At 67.1% G+C, this 20,947-nt stretch carries 21 protein-coding genes; 8 read left to right on the top strand and 13 right to left on the bottom strand.

Features of this window, described 5'->3' with window-relative positions:
• Nucleotides 1-24 precede the first annotated feature (24 nt).
• Entirely contained in the window at nt 25-1,467 is a 1,443-nt protein-coding gene (locus BT364_RS25645; protein WP_072487601.1) for a CCA tRNA nucleotidyltransferase, read from the bottom strand.
• Nucleotides 1,468-1,650: 183 nt separating this feature from the next.
• On the opposite strand from BT364_RS25645, the gene BT364_RS25640 reads away from it, so the two are divergent.
• From BT364_RS25640 to BT364_RS44310, 4 genes are all read left to right on the top strand, one after another.
• Nucleotides 1,651-3,948, top strand: coding sequence for a DUF6049 family protein (locus BT364_RS25640; protein WP_072487600.1), 2,298 nt, complete (start codon nt 1,651-1,653; stop codon nt 3,946-3,948).
• A 49-nt stretch (nt 3,949-3,997) separates the two neighbouring features.
• Nucleotides 3,998-6,157, top strand: coding sequence for a murein biosynthesis integral membrane protein MurJ (murJ, locus tag BT364_RS25635; protein WP_072487599.1), 2,160 nt, complete (start codon nt 3,998-4,000; stop codon nt 6,155-6,157).
• A 127-nt stretch (nt 6,158-6,284) separates the two neighbouring features.
• Nucleotides 6,285-8,006, top strand: coding sequence for a protein kinase family protein (locus BT364_RS25630; RefSeq protein ID WP_072487598.1), 1,722 nt, complete (start codon nt 6,285-6,287; stop codon nt 8,004-8,006).
• Nucleotides 8,007-8,078: 72 nt separating this feature from the next.
• Entirely contained in the window at nt 8,079-8,408 is a 330-nt protein-coding gene (locus BT364_RS44310) for a hypothetical protein (protein ID WP_371268645.1), read from the top strand.
• Between the two features lie 33 nt (nt 8,409-8,441).
• Here the strand turns inward: BT364_RS44310 and BT364_RS25620 are convergent, their stop codons facing one another.
• The 3 genes from BT364_RS25620 to BT364_RS41675 form a co-directional block, all read right to left on the bottom strand.
• Nucleotides 8,442-9,362, bottom strand: a complete 921-nt coding sequence (locus tag BT364_RS25620; RefSeq protein ID WP_143166546.1) for a hypothetical protein — start codon at nt 9,360-9,362, stop codon at nt 8,442-8,444.
• A 72-nt stretch (nt 9,363-9,434) separates the two neighbouring features.
• Entirely contained in the window at nt 9,435-9,695 is a 261-nt protein-coding gene (locus tag BT364_RS39335; protein ID WP_079179622.1) for a hypothetical protein, read from the bottom strand.
• 412 nt (nt 9,696-10,107) lie between these two features.
• Entirely contained in the window at nt 10,108-10,281 is a 174-nt protein-coding gene (locus BT364_RS41675) for a hypothetical protein (protein ID WP_177328220.1), read from the bottom strand.
• A 523-nt stretch (nt 10,282-10,804) separates the two neighbouring features.
• On the opposite strand from BT364_RS41675, the gene sigM reads away from it, so the two are divergent.
• From sigM to trxA, 4 genes are all read left to right on the top strand, one after another.
• On the top strand, nt 10,805-11,509 hold the full coding sequence (gene sigM, locus BT364_RS25610; RefSeq protein WP_072487595.1) for an RNA polymerase sigma factor SigM: 705 nt from the start codon (nt 10,805-10,807) through the stop codon (nt 11,507-11,509).
• Complete coding sequence (locus tag BT364_RS25605; protein ID WP_072487594.1) at nt 11,506-12,462, top strand: anti-sigma factor; 957 nt, start codon at nt 11,506-11,508, stop codon at nt 12,460-12,462. Before sigM ends, BT364_RS25605 begins: the two co-directional genes overlap by 4 nt.
• A gap of 134 nt (nt 12,463-12,596) precedes the next feature.
• A complete protein-coding gene (gene trxB, locus BT364_RS25600) occupies nt 12,597-13,559 on the top strand; it encodes a thioredoxin-disulfide reductase (protein WP_072487593.1) in 963 nt (320 codons plus the stop codon).
• A 46-nt stretch (nt 13,560-13,605) separates the two neighbouring features.
• A complete protein-coding gene (gene trxA, locus BT364_RS25595; protein ID WP_072487592.1) occupies nt 13,606-13,935 on the top strand; it encodes a thioredoxin in 330 nt (109 codons plus the stop codon).
• An 84-nt stretch (nt 13,936-14,019) separates the two neighbouring features.
• Here trxA and BT364_RS25590 read toward each other — a convergent pair whose 3' ends face one another.
• From BT364_RS25590 to rpmH, 9 genes are all read right to left on the bottom strand, one after another.
• A complete protein-coding gene (locus tag BT364_RS25590) occupies nt 14,020-14,637 on the bottom strand; it encodes a GNAT family N-acetyltransferase (protein ID WP_072487591.1) in 618 nt (205 codons plus the stop codon).
• A 299-nt stretch (nt 14,638-14,936) separates the two neighbouring features.
• Complete coding sequence (locus BT364_RS25585) at nt 14,937-16,037, bottom strand: ParB/RepB/Spo0J family partition protein (RefSeq protein WP_072487590.1); 1,101 nt, start codon at nt 16,035-16,037, stop codon at nt 14,937-14,939.
• Nucleotides 16,034-17,110: a ParA family protein gene (locus BT364_RS25580; RefSeq protein ID WP_072487589.1), complete on the bottom strand. Its 1,077-nt coding sequence runs from the start codon at nt 17,108-17,110 to the stop codon at nt 16,034-16,036. Before BT364_RS25580 ends, BT364_RS25585 begins: the two co-directional genes overlap by 4 nt.
• A 291-nt stretch (nt 17,111-17,401) precedes the next feature.
• Nucleotides 17,402-18,118 (bottom strand): 16S rRNA (guanine(527)-N(7))-methyltransferase RsmG, encoded by a 717-nt coding sequence (gene rsmG, locus BT364_RS25575; RefSeq protein ID WP_072487588.1) that lies wholly within the window; start codon nt 18,116-18,118, stop codon nt 17,402-17,404.
• A 109-nt stretch (nt 18,119-18,227) separates the two neighbouring features.
• Complete coding sequence (locus BT364_RS25570; protein WP_072487587.1) at nt 18,228-18,737, bottom strand: Jag family protein; 510 nt, start codon at nt 18,735-18,737, stop codon at nt 18,228-18,230.
• A 14-nt stretch (nt 18,738-18,751) separates the two neighbouring features.
• A complete protein-coding gene (yidC, locus tag BT364_RS25565; protein ID WP_072487586.1) occupies nt 18,752-20,011 on the bottom strand; it encodes a membrane protein insertase YidC in 1,260 nt (419 codons plus the stop codon).
• A gap of 3 nt (nt 20,012-20,014) precedes the next feature.
• Nucleotides 20,015-20,374: a membrane protein insertion efficiency factor YidD gene (yidD, locus tag BT364_RS25560; protein WP_072487585.1), complete on the bottom strand. Its 360-nt coding sequence runs from the start codon at nt 20,372-20,374 to the stop codon at nt 20,015-20,017.
• A complete protein-coding gene (gene rnpA / locus BT364_RS25555; protein ID WP_072487584.1) occupies nt 20,371-20,742 on the bottom strand; it encodes a ribonuclease P protein component in 372 nt (123 codons plus the stop codon). The genes yidD and rnpA overlap by 4 nt, the downstream gene beginning before the upstream one ends.
• 18 nt (nt 20,743-20,760) lie before the next feature.
• Nucleotides 20,761-20,898 carry a 50S ribosomal protein L34 gene (rpmH, locus tag BT364_RS25550; RefSeq protein WP_030930485.1) on the bottom strand — a complete coding sequence of 46 codons (138 nt, stop codon included), beginning with the start codon at nt 20,896-20,898 and terminating at the stop codon, nt 20,761-20,763.
• Between the last annotated feature and the right edge of the window lie 49 nt (nt 20,899-20,947).

Raw genomic sequence — 20,947 nt, 5'->3', positions numbered from 1 at the left:
CCGGCAGACCGGGCTCCAGCGGCCTCAGCCCTGCGCGGCCCACCACTCCTTGAGCTTCTTCACCGCCATGTCGTGCTCCATCGGGCCGTGCTCCAGGCGCAGCTCCAGCAGGAACGCGTACGCCTTGCCGATCACCGGCCCGGGACCGACACCCAGGGTCTTCATGATCTCGTTGCCGTCCAGGTCGGGGCGGATGGCATCCAGCTCCTCCTGCTCCTGCAACTGCGCGATGCGCTCCTCGAGCCCGTCGTAGGTCCGCGAGAGGGCGGCGGCCTTGCGCTTGTTCCGCGTGGTGCAGTCCGAGCGGGTCAGCTTGTGCAGCCGCTCCAGCAGGGGGCCGGCGTCGCGCACGTAGCGGCGGACCGCGGAGTCCGTCCACTCACCGTCGCCGTAGCCATGGAAGCGCAGATGAAGCTCCACCAGCTTCGAGACGTCCTTGACCATGTCATTGGAGTACTTGAGCGCGGTCATCCGCTTCTTGACCATCTTGGCGCCCACCACTTCATGGTGATGGAACGAGACGCGCCCGTCCTTCTCGAAGCGTCGCGTCCTCGGCTTCCCGATGTCATGGAGGAGAGCGGCAAGGCGCAGCACCAGATCGGGGCCGTCCTGCTCCAGGTCGATCGCCTGCTCCAGGACGGTCAGCGAATGCTCGTAGACGTCCTTGTGACGGTGATGCTCGTCACTTTCCAGACACAGCGCGGGGAGCTCCGGCAGCACCTGCTGCGCCAGCCCGGTGTCGACGAGCAGCGCCAGACCCTTGCGGGGGTGGGTGGAGAGCAGCAGCTTGTTGAGCTCCTCCCTGACCCGCTCGGCGGAGACGATCTCGATGCGTCCGGCCATCTCCGTCATCGCGGAGACCACGTCCGGAGCGACATCGAAGTCCAGCTGAGCCGCGAAGCGGGCGGCGCGCAGCATGCGCAGCGGATCGTCGGAGAACGACTCCTCGGGTGTTCCGGGGGTACGCAGAACGCGCTCCGCCAGGTCCTCGAGACCACCGTGCGGATCGATGAACTCCTTCTGCGGAAGCGCGACGGCCATCGCGTTGACCGTGAAGTCACGGCGGACGAGGTCTTCCTCGATGGAGTCGCCGTAGGACACCTCCGGCTTTCGCGAGGTCCTGTCGTACGCCTCCGACCTGTATGTGGTGACCTCGATCTGATAGCCGTCCTTCTGAGCCCCCACGGTGCCGAAGGCGATTCCTACCTCCCACACCGAGTCGGCCCACGGCCGGACGATCTTCAGTACGGCCTCGGGTCGGGCGTCGGTCGTGAAGTCCAGGTCGTTCCCGAGCCGGCCAAGAAGCGCGTCCCGGACCGAGCCGCCGACCAGGGCGAGACCGAACCCGGCGTTCTGGAAACGGCGAGCGAGGTCGTCGGCGACCGGGGACACCCGCAGCAGTTCGCTGACTGCGCGGTGCTGCACCTGGGTCAGGGCACGGGAGCTGTCTTCATTGGCGTTCGACACAACAGAAAAGGGTACGTGCCCGGACCGGCCCGGTCGCCCTGGTTTCTTCCTGCCCTGCAAGACTCTTCCGATCATGTAGAGAGCTCCCCAGCACTTGGCACCCGCGCACATCGTTACCATGCGTGGACGCAACAACCGACAACCATCGACACCAGCTGACGACGACGAGGGACGGGTAAGCGCGTGGCCGAGGCGGCAGACATTCAGGGGATCGGTCCCTCTCCTGCCCGCCGGTGGCTGCGGCGCACAGCCGCCCTGATCATCGGGGCGCCACTCGTCGCGGCGCTGCTGGCCGGACCGACCGCACCCGCGGCGCAGGCCGGCGGGACCGGTAAGGCCCCCACCAGGTCCGAGACGGTCGACGTGTCCCTGAACAGCCTGGCTCCCAGCGCGCCGGTCAAGGGGGACACCCTGACCGTCTCCGGCACCGTGACCAACAGGGGCAAGGACACGATCACGGGAGCCACGGTCGACCTGCGGGTGGGCCCGAAGCTCCTCAGCAGGACGGAGATCGACACCGCCGCCAAGCGCACCGGATACGTGCCCGGCAGCGGCCCCGCCCCGCTCGGCGGCAAGTACACGGTGAAGTTCGCGAAGCTCCCTTCCGGGATCAGCCAGGACTTCACGCTGTCCGTCCCGGTCAACAAACTGGGGCTCGGCGACGACGGCGTCTACCAGCTCGGTGTCTCGCTGTCCGGGCAGACCTCCCGGGTCCGGTACGACCAGGTGCTGGGGATCGAGCGCACCTTCCTGCCCTGGCAGGAGGACGAGCGTGACTCCAGGACGAAGGTCACCTATCTCTGGCCGCTGATCGCATCGGCCCATGTCACCGCCGAGACGGGCACCGACGACCAGCAGACACCGGTGTTCGCGGACGACGACCTGGCCGCCGAGCTGGCGCCGGGCGGACGGCTCGAACAGCTGGTCTCACTGGGCAGCCAGCTGCCGGTGACCTGGGTGATCGACCCGGACCTGCTGGCCAGTGTCGACGCGATGACGGGGAACTACCGCGTCAAGTCCGGCGACACCACGGTCGCCGGGAAGAACCAGGACGTCGCCAAGAAGTGGCTCACCTCGCTCGAGGCCGCGGTCTCGGACGGAAAGGTCGTCGCGCTGCCGTTCGCCGACCCCGATCTGGCGTCCATCGCGCACCGCGGCAAGAACGTCTCCGGCACCCTCAGCCACCTGCAGACCGCCACCGAAGCGGCCGGGAAGACGGTGCAGACCGTTCTCCACGTGAAGCCGTCGACCGACTTCGCGTGGCCCGTCGACGGGGCGATCGACCCGTCGGTCGTCGATGTCGCCACCTCCGCCGGGGCCCACAAGGTGATCGCCCGCAGCGACAGCCTCCAGGAGACCGGCGATCTGCAGTACACGCCGACCGCCGCCCGGCCGATCGGCGGCGGCACCACCGCTGTCGTCGCCGACGCCCGGCTCTCCACGGCCTTCCAGGGCGATATGTCGAAGGCGGGGAACTCCACCCTCGCCGTACAGAAGTTCCTCGCTCTGACTCTCGCCTTGACCGAACAGGACACGGACATCGAGCGGAGCATCGTCGTCGCTCCGCAGCGGATGCCCACCGTTGCCCAGGCCCAGTCGATGGCGCGTGCCCTGCACGGACTCGGCGACGAACGCTGGACGCAGCCTCTCGGGCTGGTGGAAGCGGCCGCCGCGAAACCCGACGCGGACGCGACGACCAGCGTCCCCAAGGCCTCCCAGTACCCGAAGAAGCTCCGCAAGCAGGAGCTGCCCACCCAGGCCTTCCAGGACATCAAGTCCACCCAGGTCTCGCTGAACAACTTCCAGGTCATCCTCACCCAGCCCGAGCGGGTGGTGACCCCCTTCGGCAATGCGCTCAACCGGTCCATGTCGACGTCGTGGCGCGGCAGGCCGCTGGAGGCCCAGCAGTACCGGGACTCGGTCCGCGGCTATCTTCAGGACCTCGTCGGCGAGGTCCAGCTCATCTCGAAGTCGGACGTCACCCTGTCCGGCCGCAGCGCCACGATCCCGGTGACGGTGCAGAACAGGCTGTTGCAGGGCGTGGACCATCTCGTCCTCCGGCTGAAGTCGGAGAACGCGACACGTCTCAAGCTGAACGACGGCGGGGCCGTGGCGGAGCAGCCGATCCGGATCGGCGCCGGCCACAGCCAGTCCGTGAAGTTCGACGCGGCGGCCAACGTCAATGGCCAGGTACAGATGACGGCGCAGCTCTACACGGAGGACGGCACGCCGTACGGCGAAGAGATGACCTTCACCGTGAAGGTCTCCGAGCTCACGCCGACCGTGCTGCTGGTCATCGCCGGCGGGCTGCTGCTCCTGGTCCTCGCGGGCATCAGGATGTACACCCACCGCAAGCGCACCAACGCGGGCGGCGCGCCCGGGGACGACGGCGGTGAACCCGAGCAGCCGAGTGACCCGACTCCGGACACCGGCCCGGAAAGCGGGGAGCCGTCGGCCTCGGGTGAGAAAGTGGAACGTTGAGCGATGTCTGTCGTGGCCGGTCGGCCGGGGACGATGAGGTGGGGTTTCGATGAACGCGCCGTACGACGGTGACCGCGGTCAGGGTGCGGGCGGAGCCGGGCCTTCCGGCGGGCCCCCGATGCCTCCAGGACCGGGCCAGGTCCCGCAGACGCCCGATCCGTACCTGCAGGACGCCTACGACCGCGATCCCTACCGCGCCCAGGATCTGTCCGTCCAGGACCCGGTGACCGAGGCGCTGTACGACCGTGCCGCGCACCCGCCGCCGCCCCCGGGCACCTACCAGCAGCCCCAGCCGCTGTACCAGCAGCCGCCCGCTGCCCAGTACCCGCCCGATCCCCGCATCTGGGCGCAGACCCCGCCCCCCGAGCCCGACGGCCCGTCGCGGCACCTGCCGTACGGCGACAATCCGGCGACCACCCAGTTCGTCGGGGTGGACGACCTCGTCAGTCAGGCTTCCCGTGACGACGAGCAGCCGGATGCCTTCGCCCACCTCTTCCGGGACCAGGAGGGTCCGGCGGGATCCGCGCCCGTCCCTCCGGAGCCCGAGCCGGCCCCGGCACCCGCGCCGCCCAAGGCCGGCGGCCGGGCCGCCGGGATACTGAAGTCCAGCGCACTGATGGCGGCCGGCACGCTCGTGTCCCGCCTCACCGGATTCGTGCGCAGTCTCGTGATCACCGCCGCGCTCGGTGCGGCGCTGCTCGGCGACAGCTTCACCATTGCCTACACCCTGCCCACGATGATCTACATCCTCACCGTGGGCGGCGGCCTGAACTCGGTCTTCGTGCCTCAGCTCGTCCGTTCCATGAAGGACGACGAGGACGGCGGCGAGGCCTACGCCAACCGGTTGCTGACTCTCGTCATGGTCGCGCTCGGCGTGATCGTCGCGATCGCGGTCTTCGCCGCTCCGTTGCTGATCCACATGATGTCGCCGACGATCGCCAACGACACGGCGGCCAACAGCGTCGCCGTGACCTTCGCCCGGTACTGCCTGCCGACCATCTTCTTCATGGGCGTGCACGTCGTGATGGGCCAGATCCTGAACGCCCGCGGCAAGTTCGGCGCGATGATGTGGACCCCGGTCCTCAACAACATCGTCATGATCTTCACGTTCGGCATGTTCATCTGGGTCTACGGCACGTCCGCCGAGTCCCAGATGGGCGTCCAGACCATTCCGCCGGAGGGCGTCCGGCTCCTGGGCATCGGCACGCTGCTCGGTCTGGTCGTACAGGCCCTGGCCATGATCCCGTACCTGCGCGAGGCCGGTTTCCGTTTCCGCCCGCGCTTCGACTGGAAGGGGCACGGGCTCGGCAAGACGGTCAAGCTGGCCAAGTGGACCGTCCTGTTCGTGCTGGCCAACCAGGCGGGCGTGCTCGTCGTCACCCAGCTCGCGACATCAGCGGGCAAGCTGTCCGGCAAGGACGGCGCCGGCTTCCTCGCCTACTCCAACGCCCAGCTCATCTGGGGCATGCCGCAGGCGATCATCACCGTCTCCGTCATGGCGGCCCTGCTGCCCCGTATCTCCCGCGCCGCCCACGACGACGACCCGGGCGCCGTCCGCGACGACATCTCTCAGGGACTACGGAACTCGGCCGTGGCGATCGTGCCGGTGGCCTTCATGTTCCTCGCCCTCGGCCTGCCGATGTGCACCCTGCTGTACGCCTCTGCGGGCACCGAAGCGGCCCGGTCCATGGGCTTCATCCTCATGGCCTTCGGTCTCGGCCTGATCCCGTACTCCGTGCAGTACGTCGTGCTGCGCGGCTTCTACGCGTACGAGGACACCCGCACGCCCTTCTACAACACGGTCATCGTCGCCGCGGTCAACGCGGCCGCCTCGGCCCTCTGCTACGTCGTTCTGCCCGCCCGCTGGGCGGTGGTCGGCATGGCCGCCTCGTACGGGCTCGCCTACGCCGTCGGCGTGGGCATCGCCTGGCGACGGCTGCGCAACCGCCTGGGCGGAGATCTGGACGGTGCCCATGTCGTGCGCACCTACGCCCGGCTGTGCCTGGCCGCGACCCCGGCAGCGGTGCTCGGCGGTGGCGTGGGCTTCGCAGTTCTCCAGGGCCTCGGCGAGGGCGCCTTCGGTTCACTCGCCGCTCTGATCTGCGGTGGGGCCGTGCTGCTGGGCGTCTTCTTCGTCGCCGCCAAGAGAATGCGGATCGAGGAGATCAACGGCATGGTCGGCATGGTCCGAGGGCGACTCGGTCGCTGAGGTTCATCCGCCGCACAACCATCACCGCCCCTCGCGTGTCGTGCATAGCGCCGGAGTATGGGCACAATTGGCGTGACTGTGCAGAGCTGGCTGGCATCGCGCAACGGATGGGGAGGCAGGAACGACGGTGGCGGAACGTAGCACGGCTGCCGTCGACGTGGCCGACAACAGCGGTGATGAACCGCTGGCCGCCAAGGCGGACGAGGGCACGACCGACGGGACGGCAGAAGCTCAGGACACCACGGGCACGAAGCCGCAGGACACGGATGGTGAACACATCGGTTCCGAGGCCACCCTGCCGACCCCGGATCTGCACAGCGGGCACAAACTTGCCAGACGCTACCGGCTGGAGGAGTGCGTCACCCGTCTGGACGGCTTCAGCAGCTGGCGCGCTGTCGACGAGAAGCTGCGCCGCGCGGTGGGCGTCCATCTGCTTCCGGCCGACCACCCTCGTGCCCGCTCCGTGCTGGCCGCGGCCCGGTCCTCCGCACTGCTCGGTGACCCACGCTTCGTGCAGGTGCTCGACGCGGTGGAGGAGGACGACCTCGTCTACGTCGTCCACGAATGGCTCCCCGACGCCACCGAGCTCACCTCCTTGCTGGCCTCGGGGCCGATGGACTCGCACGACGCTTACCAGCTCGTCAGCCAGGTCTCCCAGGCCATGGCGGCAGCACACCGAGAAGGCCTCGCCCATCTGAGACTCACCCCGGGGGCGGTGCTGCGCAGCTCGACCGGGCAGTACAGGATCCGCGGCCTCGCCGTGAACGCCGCCCTGCGCGGCATCACCGCCGACAGCCCCCAGCGGGCGGACACCGAGGCGGTCGGGGCCCTGCTCTACGCCGCGCTGACCCAGCGCTGGCCGTACGAGAACGACGCGTACGGCCTGGCCGGGCTGCCCAAGGGCGTGGGGCTGATCGCCCCCGACCAGGTGCGGGCCGGCGTCCACCGCGGCCTCGCCGAGCTCGCCATGCGCGCGCTCGCCAACGACGGCGCCACCGCCTCCCGGCAGGAACAGCCGTGCACCACGCCGGACGAGCTGGCCAAGGCCGTTGCCGCGATGCCCCGCATCCGTCCTCCAGAGCCTGTCTTCACGGCGCCGCCGGAGTATCAGCGCACGACCTACCAGCAGGGCTCCTACGGGCGCCCGTCCGCCCGTCCCGGCGTATCCGTGACCACGCCCATGATGGCCGCACCCCCGGCGCCGCTCCAGAGCCGCACCGGCAAGGCCCTCAAGTGGGCCGTTTCCGCATTGCTGATCGCGGCCCTGGGCCTCGGCAGCTGGCAGCTCGCCGAGACGCTGCTCAACAACGAGTCGAGTGACCCCGGCAGCACACAGACCGACCCGAAAAGCGGTGACGACGGCAAGAAGAAGCCCACGGGCCAACTGCTCACGGTCAAGGACGCGGTCGAGTACTTTCCGGATGGAAAGGCACAGCACCCCGACGACGTCCACCTGACGTATGACGGCGACAGCTCGACGTACTGGCGGTCCAAGAGCTTCATAGGCGGACCCAAATTGGCTCCCTTCAAACAGGGCGTCGGCATCGTGTATGAACTCGACTCTGCTCAGTTCATTTCGTCAGCCTCCGTAAGCCTTCAATTCGGTGGCGATCACACCACCGCCTCGCTCTACGCGGCCGACTCCCTCAACTCATCAACGCCGCTGACGTCGATGAAGAGAATCGCAACGACCGAGACGACCGGCACAGAAGCGAAACTGCAAACGAAGAACCCGGTAAAGACCCGGTTCGTTCTCGTATGGCTTACGGACATGCCGAAGTCACCCGCCGATCGCTACAGTGACGCAGGCTACAAACAGTCCATCACCGAAGTTAAATTCATGGGCTGACCGCCTGCTCGCGGGTCATCACACTCGCCCCCCTGTTCACCGATGCCGCATATTGCGAAGGTGAGGCCGATCGTGTCGGTGAGGATGCCCCGCTTCCCGCCGACGATCGTCTTCCCGGCGTCTGCTCCCTGGCTGGCCAGGGGCACGTTGCTCGGGGTCTTCGTGCCCCTCCCCGACAACCTGCGGGACAAGGACGCCGAGCTCCGGCGGCACCTCACCGCCGCCTGCCCCGAGATGGCCGAACTCGCCCACCTGATGCAGGAGTTCGCCGAACTCCTCACGACGAGCCCGGCGGCTTCCACAACCCCCGCCGCATCCAGAAACGGCTCGGCCACCTCAGCCCGCTCGAGTACGAAGAGAAGCACTGCGCCAACCAGGCAGCCATCGAACCAACGAACCTGAAGCCATGCCAACCCGCCGTGACCAGGGCTCTGCTCAGTTGCTGAGGCGCTTGATGACCTCATCGGCATTGCTCATCTTGCGCTTCTGGAAGGAGCGCAGCCTGTTCAGCGTCGAGGATTTGTTCTTGACCATGCGTGTCTGAATCTCGGTCTCGACCGCGCCCCAGGTCTTCAGCAGACCCACCTCGGTCTTGCAGTCCATGTCCGCCAGGGCCACGGCCCTCTCCCGCTGGGTCGGTTCCTCGGTGTCGAAAGCCCGATCGCTCACGGACGCCATGGGGTCTTGGTACCGGTAGCCGTGGCGCTCCACGCACGTCGACCACTCACGGAAAGCCTGTCCGACTCTCTTGTCGTCCAGGGAGCGTTTGAAGCTCTCCTTGTCGATGGTCGCCGCGACGGCAATGTCTGACTCGGGGAGCGGTCCGCCGTTCAGCTGGACCTCGGCATCCCCGTAACAGCCGCCGGGTGGAATCGTGCGGCCGTCGGAACTTGTCGTCTGTTGCTCTCCCTCGCGATTCGTTCCGAACAGGATCGCCTTCTGTGCCTCGGTGGGCTGCTTGGCAGCGTCTGCCTGTCCGGCCTGTGGGGGCAGGTGGTATCCATGGTCGTGGGCGACCTCACGGTCCGCTATCCCGTAGCGCCTGCTGGATTCGACAACCAGCGGTGAAGGCTCCGGTATCCGGTAGTCGAGACCGAACCCTCGCAGACACTCGTTGGCCAGGAGCACCTTGGCACGCTCGACCGTGTGGGACTCCTGGGCAGTGAGAGCGAACTTCTCAATCGGCAGGGAAGCACTGGCAGAGGGTGCTGCCGAGGAGCGAGTGTCCATGTCTTGACCACCGGACTTGCCGCCGGTACCTACTTGAGGGGCCGAGCAGGCGGTCGTCGCCATGAGCACGGTCGCCACGAGCGCAAGAGCACGTGACGTCACGACCGGCAAGTCCTGTCTCGCCATGGACACTGCACACTCCTCCACAAGAATGGGGCGGCCGTTTGGAACACGTCCGCCCCGAATCCATGACCCTGGTCAGCTGAAGTTGACGCAGCCCTGGCTGACCTTCGCGCTCCGGAAGAGCACCGACGCGTTGTTGTTGTACGTCTTCGAGAGCTTGTAGGCAGCCGGCCGTTCGTTCGTGTGGAGCTTGTCGCAAGGGCCTGCGTAGCCGCTGTTGTAGTAGATCGTCACGCTGGAGTCGACACTCCAGATACGCGCCTTCGCCGAGGCCGCGTGGTTCTTCAGGCTCATTCCCTGCCCGGAACCGGAGCTCAGGAAGGTGTACGCGGCCAAGTCGCGGATTCCCTCGCTGCCGGTACCGGTGGAGCTGAACCTCGTGTGCGAGCCCGCGTATCCGGTGTTGTAGAAGAGAACCAGGCACTGGGAGTCACAGCTGGTGCTGCTGGATGAGTCGGTCCAGACCGATGCGCTCGCCGGGGAAGCCGCGACAAAGGCGCTGGCAACGGCCGATATCGCTACTGAAGCAGTGACAAGTGCCTTACGGACAAAAAGCATTGACTCCCCATTTCAAGATCGTTTTCGGCGCTCGTCAGCGTACACCCGAGTGTGAACAGACCCCATGATGCAGTCCCGTTTCCATGCTCGTACCCGCGTCCGCCCCGAGTGAGCGAACGCGGGAGGTGTGTCAGAGCGGCCGAAGGGAACAGCCTTTGGACCGTCGTTGCGGCGGCGTCACTGCTTAGCGTCAATACCGGTGGCTGAAGGACGTGAGGTCGGCGCGCTTGCGGTCCTTCGTGACGACGATCTCCGACAGGTAAGAGCTGTCGGGAAGTTCCTCGCGCGCCGGCAGGATCTGATGCGAGCAAGTCCGCCGCAGCAGGTCCGCGTCGCCGGCCGAGCCCGCCCGCCACAGCTCCACCCCCGGTGAACCCACGGTCGTCCAGCAACGGATCCCCCTCGCCGAGATGACCGAACAGCCCACGAGCCAGGGCCGGTTCGGAGGACGACAGCGGTCCCAGGGCTGCGGTGACGACGTGGGTGCCACACTCGGGCCAGCGCCACCACCCGCGGCGTCAGTAGCCGAGCGCGCAGGCCAGAACGGCCGCACTCAGCGGCCACCCGGTCCACCAACTCCGGTGAAACGTGCCTGCCAGCAGTCATTGGTATGGTGTTCAGCCTCGGTATCGGCACCCACTTCCACAACCTCGACCCGGGCCGCAAGAGCCGCGGCCTCGCCCGCCGGCTCAAGGCCCTCGGCCACGGCGTCACCCCAGTCCCGGCAGCCGCCCGACAGCACACGCCACCGGCGGCTGCTTGGCAAGGCCCACCTGACCATGGAGTTTTCCGATCAGGGGCACCTTCCGCTTTCCTGATCAAGCCTTGGACGACCCACTTCGCGAAAGCCCGAGGTGAAGTTACTTTTAGGCATTTAGGGGTATCGCGTGGCTGCTGAATCCTTAGAACGCGACTCTAGCGACTCAGACCTCCTCGCTCGCCATGTGGCCGGTGAACCGGACGCCTTCGGTGAGCTCGTACGGCGCCACCGCGACCGGCTGTGGGCCGTGGCGATACGGACCCTGGGAGACCGAGAGGAAGCCGCGGACGCCGTCCAGGACGCCTTTGTCTCCGCCTTCAGGGCCGCCCATACCTTCCGCGGTCAGTCCGCCGTCACCACCTGGCTGCACCGCATCACGGTCAACGCCTGCCTCGACCGGGTCCGCAAGGCGGCCACTCGCAGGACCGCGCCGATCGATGACACCGAACGGTTCGAGCAACTCCTGGAACCGCACGAATCCGCGGAGGCACCGGCGGAGCGCCAGGACCTCCACCGCGAGCTCCTGGCCGCCCTCGCCACTCTGCCCGCCGAGCAGCGGGCCGCACTCGTCCTCGTGGACATGCAGGGCTACCCGGTGGCCGAGGCGGCACGCATCCTCGACGTACCGACAGGCACCGTGAAGAGCCGCTGTGCGCGGGGACGGGCCCGGCTGGCGCCACTGCTCATCCACCTGCGCGGCGAGGTCGCAGGAGTCGACGAGAGGGCCGGAAGGAACCGGACGCCGCGTGCATCCGTCCCACCGGCATCGGGGCCGAGAGATGCGGGCACAAGCGATCCCGCTGCAGTGAAGGGCGGAGGTGGGCGCACATGACATCAACGACCGGCACGACCCAGCATCCGGATGTCACGGAGATCTCCGAGCTGGCGGAGGAGCTGCTCCCACCGTCACGTGCGGCAGAGGTACGTGACCATGTGGACGGCTGCGAACTCTGCGGTGAGGTCCATGCCTCTCTCGTGGAGATCCGCGAGCTGCTCGGTACCGTGCCCATGCCGCAGCGCATGCCTGACGACATCGCGGACCGGATCGATGCCGCACTCCTCGCCGAAGCGGCTCTCGGCATCACGAAGCCATCCGGCTCGGCGCATGTTTCACGTGAAACAGAGCGGCCGGCAGCAGAGAAGCCGAACACGGAACCCAGTCCTTCGGACCGTCCCGCAGGACGTCCCCGGGCGACCACCGGCCCCGGCCGCCGGTCGGTCCGGCGCCGCCGTCGCACAGCCGTGCTCGGAGCCGCTCTCGGTGCGGCCGTGGTCGGCGTGAGTGTCTTCATGCTGCAGAGCCTCCAGCCGTCCCAGGAGTCCGGGAGCCTCAAGGCAGCGGACCGCAGCTCCACCGCCGGGGAGAACAGCGGAGGAGCGTTCTCGGACTCCACCCTCGGGGACCGGGTGCACACGCTTCTTCTGAGTGCCGGCTCGAAGCCGTCGAAGTCGGCGGACGGTATGGAGGCCGAGAAGCAGGCGCCGTCCGTCGAGGCGCAGTCGACGCCCAGGAGCAGCTCCGCCGGATCCGAGTCGCCCCAGACGCCATTGCGCGCACCCACCGTGGCCGTCCCGCCATGTGTGCAGCAGGGCACCGGACGCGATGCTGCCGCCCTCGCCGTGGAACAAGGCACCTACGAGGGCACGGATGCGTTCCTCGTCGTCCTTCCGCACCCGTCTGACGCGACCCGTGTACAGGCGTACGTCGTCGATGCGGCCTGCATCCAGACCGCGCCCGCGGGCAAGGGTGAACTCCTGCTGACCCACTCCTACCCGCGCCCCTGAGAATCCGGCCGGATGCCGCCTCGGCACGTCGGGGAATGCATCCCCCGTAGGATCCGTTGGGTGGGGTGAGAGTCGTTGAACCGGCCCCAGTAGGCGTGGACAGTAGGCAGTCTGCAGAGACGAGGAAGAAACCCGTGAGCGACGTCCGTAATGTGATCATCATCGGCTCCGGCCCCGCGGGCTACACGGCCGCCCTTTACACCGCACGCGCCTCTCTGAAGCCGCTGGTGTTCGAGGGCGCCGTCACCGCCGGTGGCGCGCTGATGAACACCACCGACGTGGAGAACTTCCCGGGCTTCCAGGACGGGATCATGGGCCCCGAGCTCATGGACAACATGCGCGCCCAGGCCGAACGCTTCGGTGCTGAACTCGTCCCCGACGATGTCATCTCCGTGGACCTCACTGGAGACATCAAGACGGTCACCGACACGGCCGGCACGGTGCACCGTGCCAAGGCCGTCATCGTGACGACCGGCTCCCAGCACCGCAAGCTCGGCCTGCCCAACGAGGACGCCCTCTCCGGACGCGGCGTCTCCTGGTGCGCCACCTGTGACGGCTTCTTCTTCAAGGACCAGGACATCGCCGTGGTTGGCGGCGGCGACACCGCGATGGAAGAAGCGACCTTCCTCTCCCGCTTCGCCAAGTCGGTCACCATCGTCCACCGCCGTGACACGCTGCGCGCCTCCAAGGCGATGCAGGAGCGCGCCTTCGCCGACCCGAAGATCAAGTTCGCCTGGGACAGCGAGGTCGCCGGGGTGCACGGCGACCAGAAGCTGTCCGGTCTGACCCTTCGGAACACCAAGACCGGCGAGACGTCCGAGCTCGCCGTGACCGGCCTGTTCATCGCAGTGGGCCACGACCCGCGCACCGAACTCTTCAAGGGCCAGCTCGACCTCGACGACGAGGGCTACCTCAAGGTCGATGCTCCCTCGACGCGTACCAACCTGACCGGTGTCTTCGGCGCCGGTGACGTCGTCGACCACACCTACCGGCAGGCCATCACCGCTGCCGGCACCGGCTGCTCGGCCGCACTCGACGCCGAGCGCTTCCTCGCCGCGCTCGCTGACGACGAGAAGGCCGCTGCGGCCGCCGTCTGACTCACGCCTCTCACCCCACACACCCCAAGAAGTTAAGGAGACCGCCGTGGCCGGCGCCCTGAAGAACGTGACCGACGACTCCTTCGACGAGGTCGTCCTGAAGAGCGGGAAGCCCGTACTGGTGGACTTCTGGGCCGCCTGGTGCGGCCCGTGCCGTCAGATCGCCCCGTCGCTGGAGGCCATCGCTGCCGAGCACGGCGACCAGATCGAGATCGTCAAGCTCAACATCGACGAGAACCCGGCCACGGCCGCCAAGTACGGCGTCATGTCCATCCCGACGCTGAACGTCTACAAGGGCGGCGAAGTCGCGAAGACCATCGTCGGCGCCAAGCCGAAGGCCGCGATCCTCCGCGACCTCGAAGACTTCCTCGGCTGAGCAGGACCGCAACTCGCTGTTTCACGTGAAACGGGCCCATCCCTCGCGGGATGGGCCCGTTTCATGTTTTCATGGGCTCTCGGATCACAGCGGCCTCAGCGCCGGCTCCTTTTGCACCGCTCCCAGCAGCCGGTCCAGTGCCAGCTCGACATCTTCCTTCCAGGACAGCGTCGTACGCAGTTCCAGTCTCAGCCGCGGATGAACGGGATGCGGTCGTACGGTCTTGAACCCGACCGCCAGCAGATGATCTGCGGGAAGCACACAGGCGGGCTCCTTCCACCTGGCATCACCGAATGCCTCGATCGCCTTGAACCCGCGGCGCAGCAGATCCTTGGCGACCGTCTGCACCATGACTCGGCCCAGCCCCTGCCCCTGGTAGCCCGGCACGATCCAGGCCGTCATCAGCTGCACGGCATCGGGGGAGACCGGGCTGGTGGGAAACGCGGTCGAACGCGGCACATAGGCCGGCGGCGCATAGAGAACAAAGCCCACCGGCACATCGTCGACATAGACCACGCGGCCGCACGACCCCCACTCCAGGAGAACGGCCGAGATCCAGGCCTCCTTCTCCAGCCCGGGTGTTCCCGCCTTTACCGCAGCTTCCCCACTGACTGGATCAAGTTCCCAGAAAACACACGAGCGGCAGCGTCTGGGGAGATCGGAAAGGTTGTCCAGTGTGAGCGGTACGAGCCGACGCCCCATGAAGGCTGTTCCTCGCTTCCTTCGCCCGTCGCGTCGCATACGACAGTCAGTGCACTCCATTCGAGGAGCAGGCTGCCGACGAGCCCTCAGACAGCCCCAGGCCCAGCCCCACTGACATCAGTCGGCTGTGGCTCACTGATCGCATGGCCCTCCCTACCGAAGGTGGCTCAAGCCGGATGTGCCATACCAGAACGAATCGTATCCACCCAGGGATGAAGCCGACACCGAGAGGAAGCAAAGGGCGGGCTGTGTTCCGGTAACCACCGGAACACAGCCCGCCCCACAACCCCATCGGCAGGTCAGCCCTCGTCGTCCTCAGCGGAGTCCTCGGAGGGTTCCCGGTCCAGCACACGCCCCTCGCCCGGAGCCAGGCTGCCGAGAATGCGGTCCAGATCCTCCATCGACGCGAACTCGACGACGATCTTCCCCTTCTTCTGACCGAGGTCGACCTTCACCCTGGTCTCGAAGCGGTCCGAGAGCCGGGTGGCGAGGTCGGACAGCGCAGGCGACACCCGGCCGCCGGCTCGCGGCCCCTTGGACTTGGCAGGGCTCTTGGGATCGGAGCCCATGAGGGTCACGATCTCCTCGACCGCACGCACCGACAGCCCCTCGGCCACAATGCGATGAGCCAGCTTGTCCTGCTCCTCCGTGTCGTCCACGGACAGCAGCGCCCGCGCATGACCGGCGGAGAGCACCCCGGCCGCCACCCTTCGCTGCACCGGAGCCGACAGCCTCAGCAGACGCAGCGTGTTCGACACCTGCGGCCGGGAACGCCCGATCCGGTCGGCCAGCTGGTCATGCGTGCACTTGAAGTCCTTCAGGAGCTGGTCGTACGCAGCCGCCTCTTCCAGCGGATTCAGCTGAGCCCGGTGAAGGTTCTCCAGAAGCGCGTCCAGGAGAAGCTTCTCGTCATCCGTGGCCCGGACGATAGCCGGAATCCGCTCCAGACCCACCTTCTGGCAAGCCCTCCAGCGCCGCTCGCCCATGATGAGCTCATAGCGCTCCGGCCCCACCTTTCGCACGACAACGGGCTGGAGAAGGCCCACCTCCTTGATGGAGGTCACCAATTCCGCGAGCGCGTCCTCGTCAAACACCTCCCGCGGCTGGCGGGGGTTCGGGGTGATGGAACCGAGAGGAACCTCGGCAAAATACGCCCCGGCAGGTCCCGCCGATTCGGCGACCGCTCCGGACTCCGCAACCGGCGCGCTCGGCTCCGGCACCACCGGAGTACCCGTGAGACCGGCCACCTTTGCCGCAGCCACCCCCCGCTCCACTGTCATCACAGCATCCGCCCCAGCAGAGGTCGGTCCCATCCTCGTGGACGTAACCTGCTTCTCCTGCGGAGCGGCGGGGATCAAGGCACCCAGCCCACGCCCCAACCCTCTTCGACGCTCGCTCACTGAATCCCCTCCGAAATGCTCTGCTGGCTGTTCCCGCTGCCCGTCTGGGCATGCTGGGGCTCGTAATGGACCCCGACACCCCTCAGGGCGATCTCACGCGCCGCTTCGAGGTACGACAGCGACCCACTGGAACCCGGGTCGTAGGTCAGCACGGTCTGCCCATAACTGGGCGCCTCCGAAATCCGCACCGATCGCGGAATGTTCGTCCGCAGCACCTCCTTGCCGAAGTGGCTGCGCACCTCCTCCGCAACCTGCGAAGCAAGCCTGGTCCTGCCGTCGTACATGGTGAGCAGAATCGTCGACACATGAAGATCGGGGTTGAGATGCCCCCGCACCAGGTCCACATTGCGCAGTAGCTGCCCCAGCCCTTCCAGCGCGTAGTACTCGCACTGGATAGGGATCAGCACCTCGGCGCCGGCGACCAGGGCATTGACCGTCAGCAGGCCCAGCGAAGGCGGGCAGTCGATGAGGATGTAGTCCAACGGCTGCTCATACGCCTGGATCGCTCGCTGCAGTCGACTCTCCCGCGCCACCAGCGACACCAGTTCGATCTCCGCACCGGCGAGATCGATGGTGGCGGGAGCGCAGAAGAGGCCTTCGACGTCCGGTACGGGCTGGACCACCTCGGAGAGCGGCCTGCTGTCCACCAGGACGTCATAGATGGAGGGGACTTCGGCATGGTGATCGATCCCCAGAGCCGTAGAGGCGTTCCCCTGCGGGTCGAGATCGACCACCAGAACCCGCGCGCCATGAAGCGCTAGCGAGGCAGCAAGATTGACCGTCGTGGTCGTCTTGCCCACTCCGCCCTTCTGATTGGCCACCACCATGACGCGCGTCCGGTCAGGGCGAGGCAGGCCCTCGCCGGCGCGGCCGAGGGCCTCAACCGCCAGCTGGGCCGCGCGACCGATGGGGGTGTCGTCCATCGGCGGCGGTGTTTCACGTGAAACACCCTCCCCCGCCGATTCGGTTCGGGGACCGGGGACCGGATCGGTCATCGGTCCCGCGATGTTGGCGTCGGACCGCAAGGATTCACTCTCCTCGACTTCAGGCTCGCAATGAACAGAGCCTGCCATGCTTTCGGGGTCGTGAACCAGCGAGGCCCGCTCTTCTGTGGATGAATCCACTTCTGTGGACAACTCCGTAGCCCTAACGGGCCTGCGATGCCGCGGCGCGGCAGCCGCGCGACCGCGGCTGATGATTCCATGCAGCAGAGAGCGACGTTTCACGTGAAACACGATGCCCCTGCAGCCTAGCTACAGGGGCACGACACTCCGCATAGGGACATACGGCTACGTACCGGAAGCGCGGTCGGTAGACGGCGCATACCGTACGCAGCACTCAGCCCCGTAGCGCGTCCGGAGGCGTCAGCGACGGCGCCTCGTACGACTCGTTCTGGCAGCCTTGGCCCTCTTCGCGGCAAACCTCACACCACCCGGACTCTCACCGACCACCACACGCACCACTGTGGACATCGGGTCGACAACTCCCTCCCCGACATGCAGCACCTCGGTCTCGACCACACCGAGCTTGCCCAGAGCCGCACGTGCCCCGGCGATCTCCTCCTCGGCGGTGTCCCCCTTGAGCGCCAGCATCTCTCCGTACGGGCGCAGCAGCGGAACGCCCCAACCGGCCAGCCGGTCCAGCGGGGCCACCGCTCGAGCCGTCACCACATGCACTGGCTGAAGCGAGCCCAGCACCTCCTCGGCCCGGCCACGCACCACCGTCACATGGTCCAGGCCCAGCAGCTCCACGACTTCCTGGAGGAAATTCGTGCGCCGGAGCAGGGGCTCCAGCAAAGTGATCTTGAGGTCCGGACGCACCAGTGCCAGTGGAATACCGGGAAGGCCCGCACCCGAACCCACATCGCAGACCGTGACCCCCTCGGGCACGACCTCGGAGAGCACCGCACAGTTCAGCAGATGCCGCTCCCACAGCCGCGGCACCTCACGCGGGCCGATCAGCCCCCGCTTCACCCCGGCGTCCGCCAGCAGCTCCGCGTAGCGGACAGCCTCCGGGAAGAACTCGCCGAAAACCGCCCGCGCCCCTTCGGGCGCCTGGGGAAGCTCTACTTCCGCCGTCACGGGAACCGTCCTTCCGTACCGCACTACCGCACTGTGGGTGGCTGACTATCAGGCTGACAAAGATCGGCCCCGCCTGTGAACAGACGGGGCCGACAGAACTCGGGTCCGGTCAGGCCGGGAGGACGACGACGAAGCGCTCCGGCTCCTCGCCCTCGGACTCGCTGCGCAGACCGGCGGCCGCTACTGCATCGTGCACGACCTTGCGCTCGAACGGCGTCATCGGGGCCAGCTTCACCGGCTCGCCGGTGCTCTTGACCTCATCCGCGGCCTTGGCGCCCAGCTCGGCGAGCTCCGCCCGCTTCTTGGCCCGGAAGCCCGCGATGTCCAGCATCAGCCGGCTGCGGTCCCCGGTCTCCCGGTGAACAGCGAGCCGCGTCAGCTCCTGGAGCGCCTCCAGCACCTCACCGTCGCGGCCCACGAGCTTCTGCAGATCACGTGCCGAGTCGCTGATGATCGAGACCGCGGCCCGGTCCGCCTCGACATCCATGTCGATGTCGCCGTCGAGGTCGGCGATGTCGAGCAGACCCTCAAGGTAGTCCGCTGCGATCTCGCCCTCCTGCTCAAGGCGGGTCAAGGTGTCGCTGCCCTCAACGGCCGTGGAGGTGGTGCCTTCCGTCACGGATGGACTCCTTCTTACTTCTTGGACGGGTGCTTGGGCCGCTGCGGACCCTTGCGCTGTCCGGACTTGGCTTGGCGTGAGGAGCCGGACGCGGGCTTGCCCGCCGGCTTGGGCTGTGCGTCCTGCGCGTCCCGCTTCTGCAGGGAGGTCTTGGAGCCCGATTCGGTGGAATCGGCCTCCTTGGCCCCTGCCTGCGCGGCACCGGTCTGGCGCTGGGCCTTGGTCTGGCGCTTGGGCTGCTGACGCCGCTGCGCGGCTCCGCCCTCGGCCTCGGCGACAGCGGTCTCGCTCTTGATCACGGTGCCGTCCTCCTGGGCGGCGAGGCCCAGCTTGGCCAGCCCCGTGACGAACTTCCGCTCGATGTCATTGCGGTCCGGGCCCTTGGCCACGATCCGCTTGACGGTGTTGCGTCGGGTCCTGCCGCGGACCTCACCGTGAGCGGTGACGCTCTTCAGTAGACGTCCCAGGTACTGGTCCTGCGCCTTGCTGCCCGGGGTCGGGTTCTGGTTGATCACGTACATCTGCTGACCCATGGTCCAGACGTTGGTGGTCAGCCAGTAGACGAGGACACCGACAGGGAAGTTGATACCCATGACGGCGAAGATCACCGGGAAGATGTACATCAGCATCTTCTGCTGCTGCATGTACGGCGTCTTGACCGTGAGGTCGACGTTCTTCGTCATCAGCTGGCGCTGGGTGAAGAACTGCGACGCCGACATCATCACGATCATGACCGCGGTGACGACCCGGACATCCATCAGAGAGGCGCCGAGAGCCTGGACCTTCTCCTGGCTGTCCATGAACTTGGCAGCGAGCGGAGCACCGAAGATGTGTGCCTGACGAGCGCTGTCGAGCAGCGACTGGTCGATGACACCGATCTTCTTGTTCGAGGCGATGGCCGACAGCACGTGATACAGGGCGAAGAAGAACGGCGACTGCGCCAGGATGGGAAGGCACGAGGAGAGCGGGTTGGTGCCCGTCTCCTTGTACAGCTTCATCATCTCTTCGGACTGACGCTGCTTGTCGCTCTTGTAGCGCTCCTGGATCGCCTTCATCTTCGGCTGGAGCACCTGCATGTTGCGGGTCGACTTGATCTGCTTGACGAAAAGCGGGATCAGGCAGATCCGGATCAGCACCACCAGGGACACGATGGACAGACCCCAGGCCCAGCCCGTGTCGGGTCCGAAGATCGCCCCGTACAACGTGTGGAACTGGACGATGACCCATGAGACGGGCCAGGTGATAAAGCTGAACAGACTGGCAATCGTGTCCACTAATCAGGCTCCTTGAGCATTGGGCGAAGTCTCTGCGGCCCGGTTCGGGGGTTCGGTGACCGATCCCCGGACAGGCACATCAGCGGCGGAGTCCCCGCCCTTGCCACCGCGCATGGCATTACGCAGGAGCTCATGCCAACGCGGACGTTTGCGTGGTGGAACGTAATCCACGCCACCGGGTGACCACGGATTGCACCGCAGGATGCGCCAGGCTGTCAGCGCGGTTCCCTTGATCGCTCCGTGCCGGTCGATCGCCGTATATCCATAGTGGGAACACGACGGGTAGTAACGGCAGACAGGCCCGAGAAGTGGGCTGATCGTCCACTGGTACAGCTTGATAAGAGCCAGCAGCGGGTACTTCATCGCGCGCCCCCTCCCAGCAGCCGCTGGAGAGCGGCGTCCAGGTCTCGGGCCAGCTGTTCATGGTCGGCGTCGCCCGCACCGGGCAGCGCTCGTACGACAACCAGGCTACCGGGGGGCAGCAGGGCAAGCCGTTCGCAGACCAGGTGGCGAAGCTTCCGCTTCACCGCTGTGCGCACAACCGCTCCACCCACGGCTTTGCTGACAACGAAACCCGCACGCGGCGGGGGAGCATTCTCCCCAGTCACGTGCGGGTCCGTTGCACCGCTGCGTAGATGAACGACGAGTAGCGGGCGGCCGGCCCGGCGTCCTCGACGTACTGCGGTCGCGAAGTCCTCGCGCCGCCTCAGCCGATTCTCGGTAGGCAGCACGTCATGACCTGTAAGCGATCAGGCGGACAGGTTGGCGCGACCCTTGCCACGGCGGGACGCGAGGATCGCGCGGCCGGCACGGGTGCGCATACGCAGCCGGAAACCGTGGGTCTTCGCGCGGCGACGGTTGTTCGGCTGGAAGGTGCGCTTGCTCACTAGGGGGCTCCAGAAATGACTCGTGTGTTGGCGGGACATCGCCTGGCTG

The organism is Streptomyces atratus, assembly GCF_900119365.1.
Classification (GTDB): domain Bacteria; phylum Actinomycetota; class Actinomycetes; order Streptomycetales; family Streptomycetaceae; genus Streptomyces; species Streptomyces atratus_B.
The sequence above is the reverse complement of the archived record's forward strand: the minus strand, read 5'-3'. Positions and strand labels throughout refer to the sequence as shown.

Excerpts from the sequence above, each read along its gene's own strand:
- murJ (WP_072487599.1), top strand. The coding sequence starts at position 3,998 with ATGAACGCGCCGTACGACGGTGACCGCGGTCAGGGTGCGGGCGGAGCC.
- BT364_RS25620 (WP_143166546.1), bottom strand. The coding sequence starts at position 9,362 with ATGGCGAGACAGGACTTGCCGGTCGTGACGTCACGTGCTCTTGCGCTC.
- BT364_RS25605 (WP_072487594.1), top strand. The coding sequence starts at position 11,506 with ATGACATCAACGACCGGCACGACCCAGCATCCGGATGTCACGGAGATC.
- BT364_RS25590 (WP_072487591.1), bottom strand. The coding sequence starts at position 14,637 with ATGGGGCGTCGGCTCGTACCGCTCACACTGGACAACCTTTCCGATCTC.
- BT364_RS25580 (WP_072487589.1), bottom strand. The coding sequence starts at position 17,110 with ATGGCAGGCTCTGTTCATTGCGAGCCTGAAGTCGAGGAGAGTGAATCC.
- yidD (WP_072487585.1), bottom strand. The coding sequence starts at position 20,374 with ATGAAGTACCCGCTGCTGGCTCTTATCAAGCTGTACCAGTGGACGATC.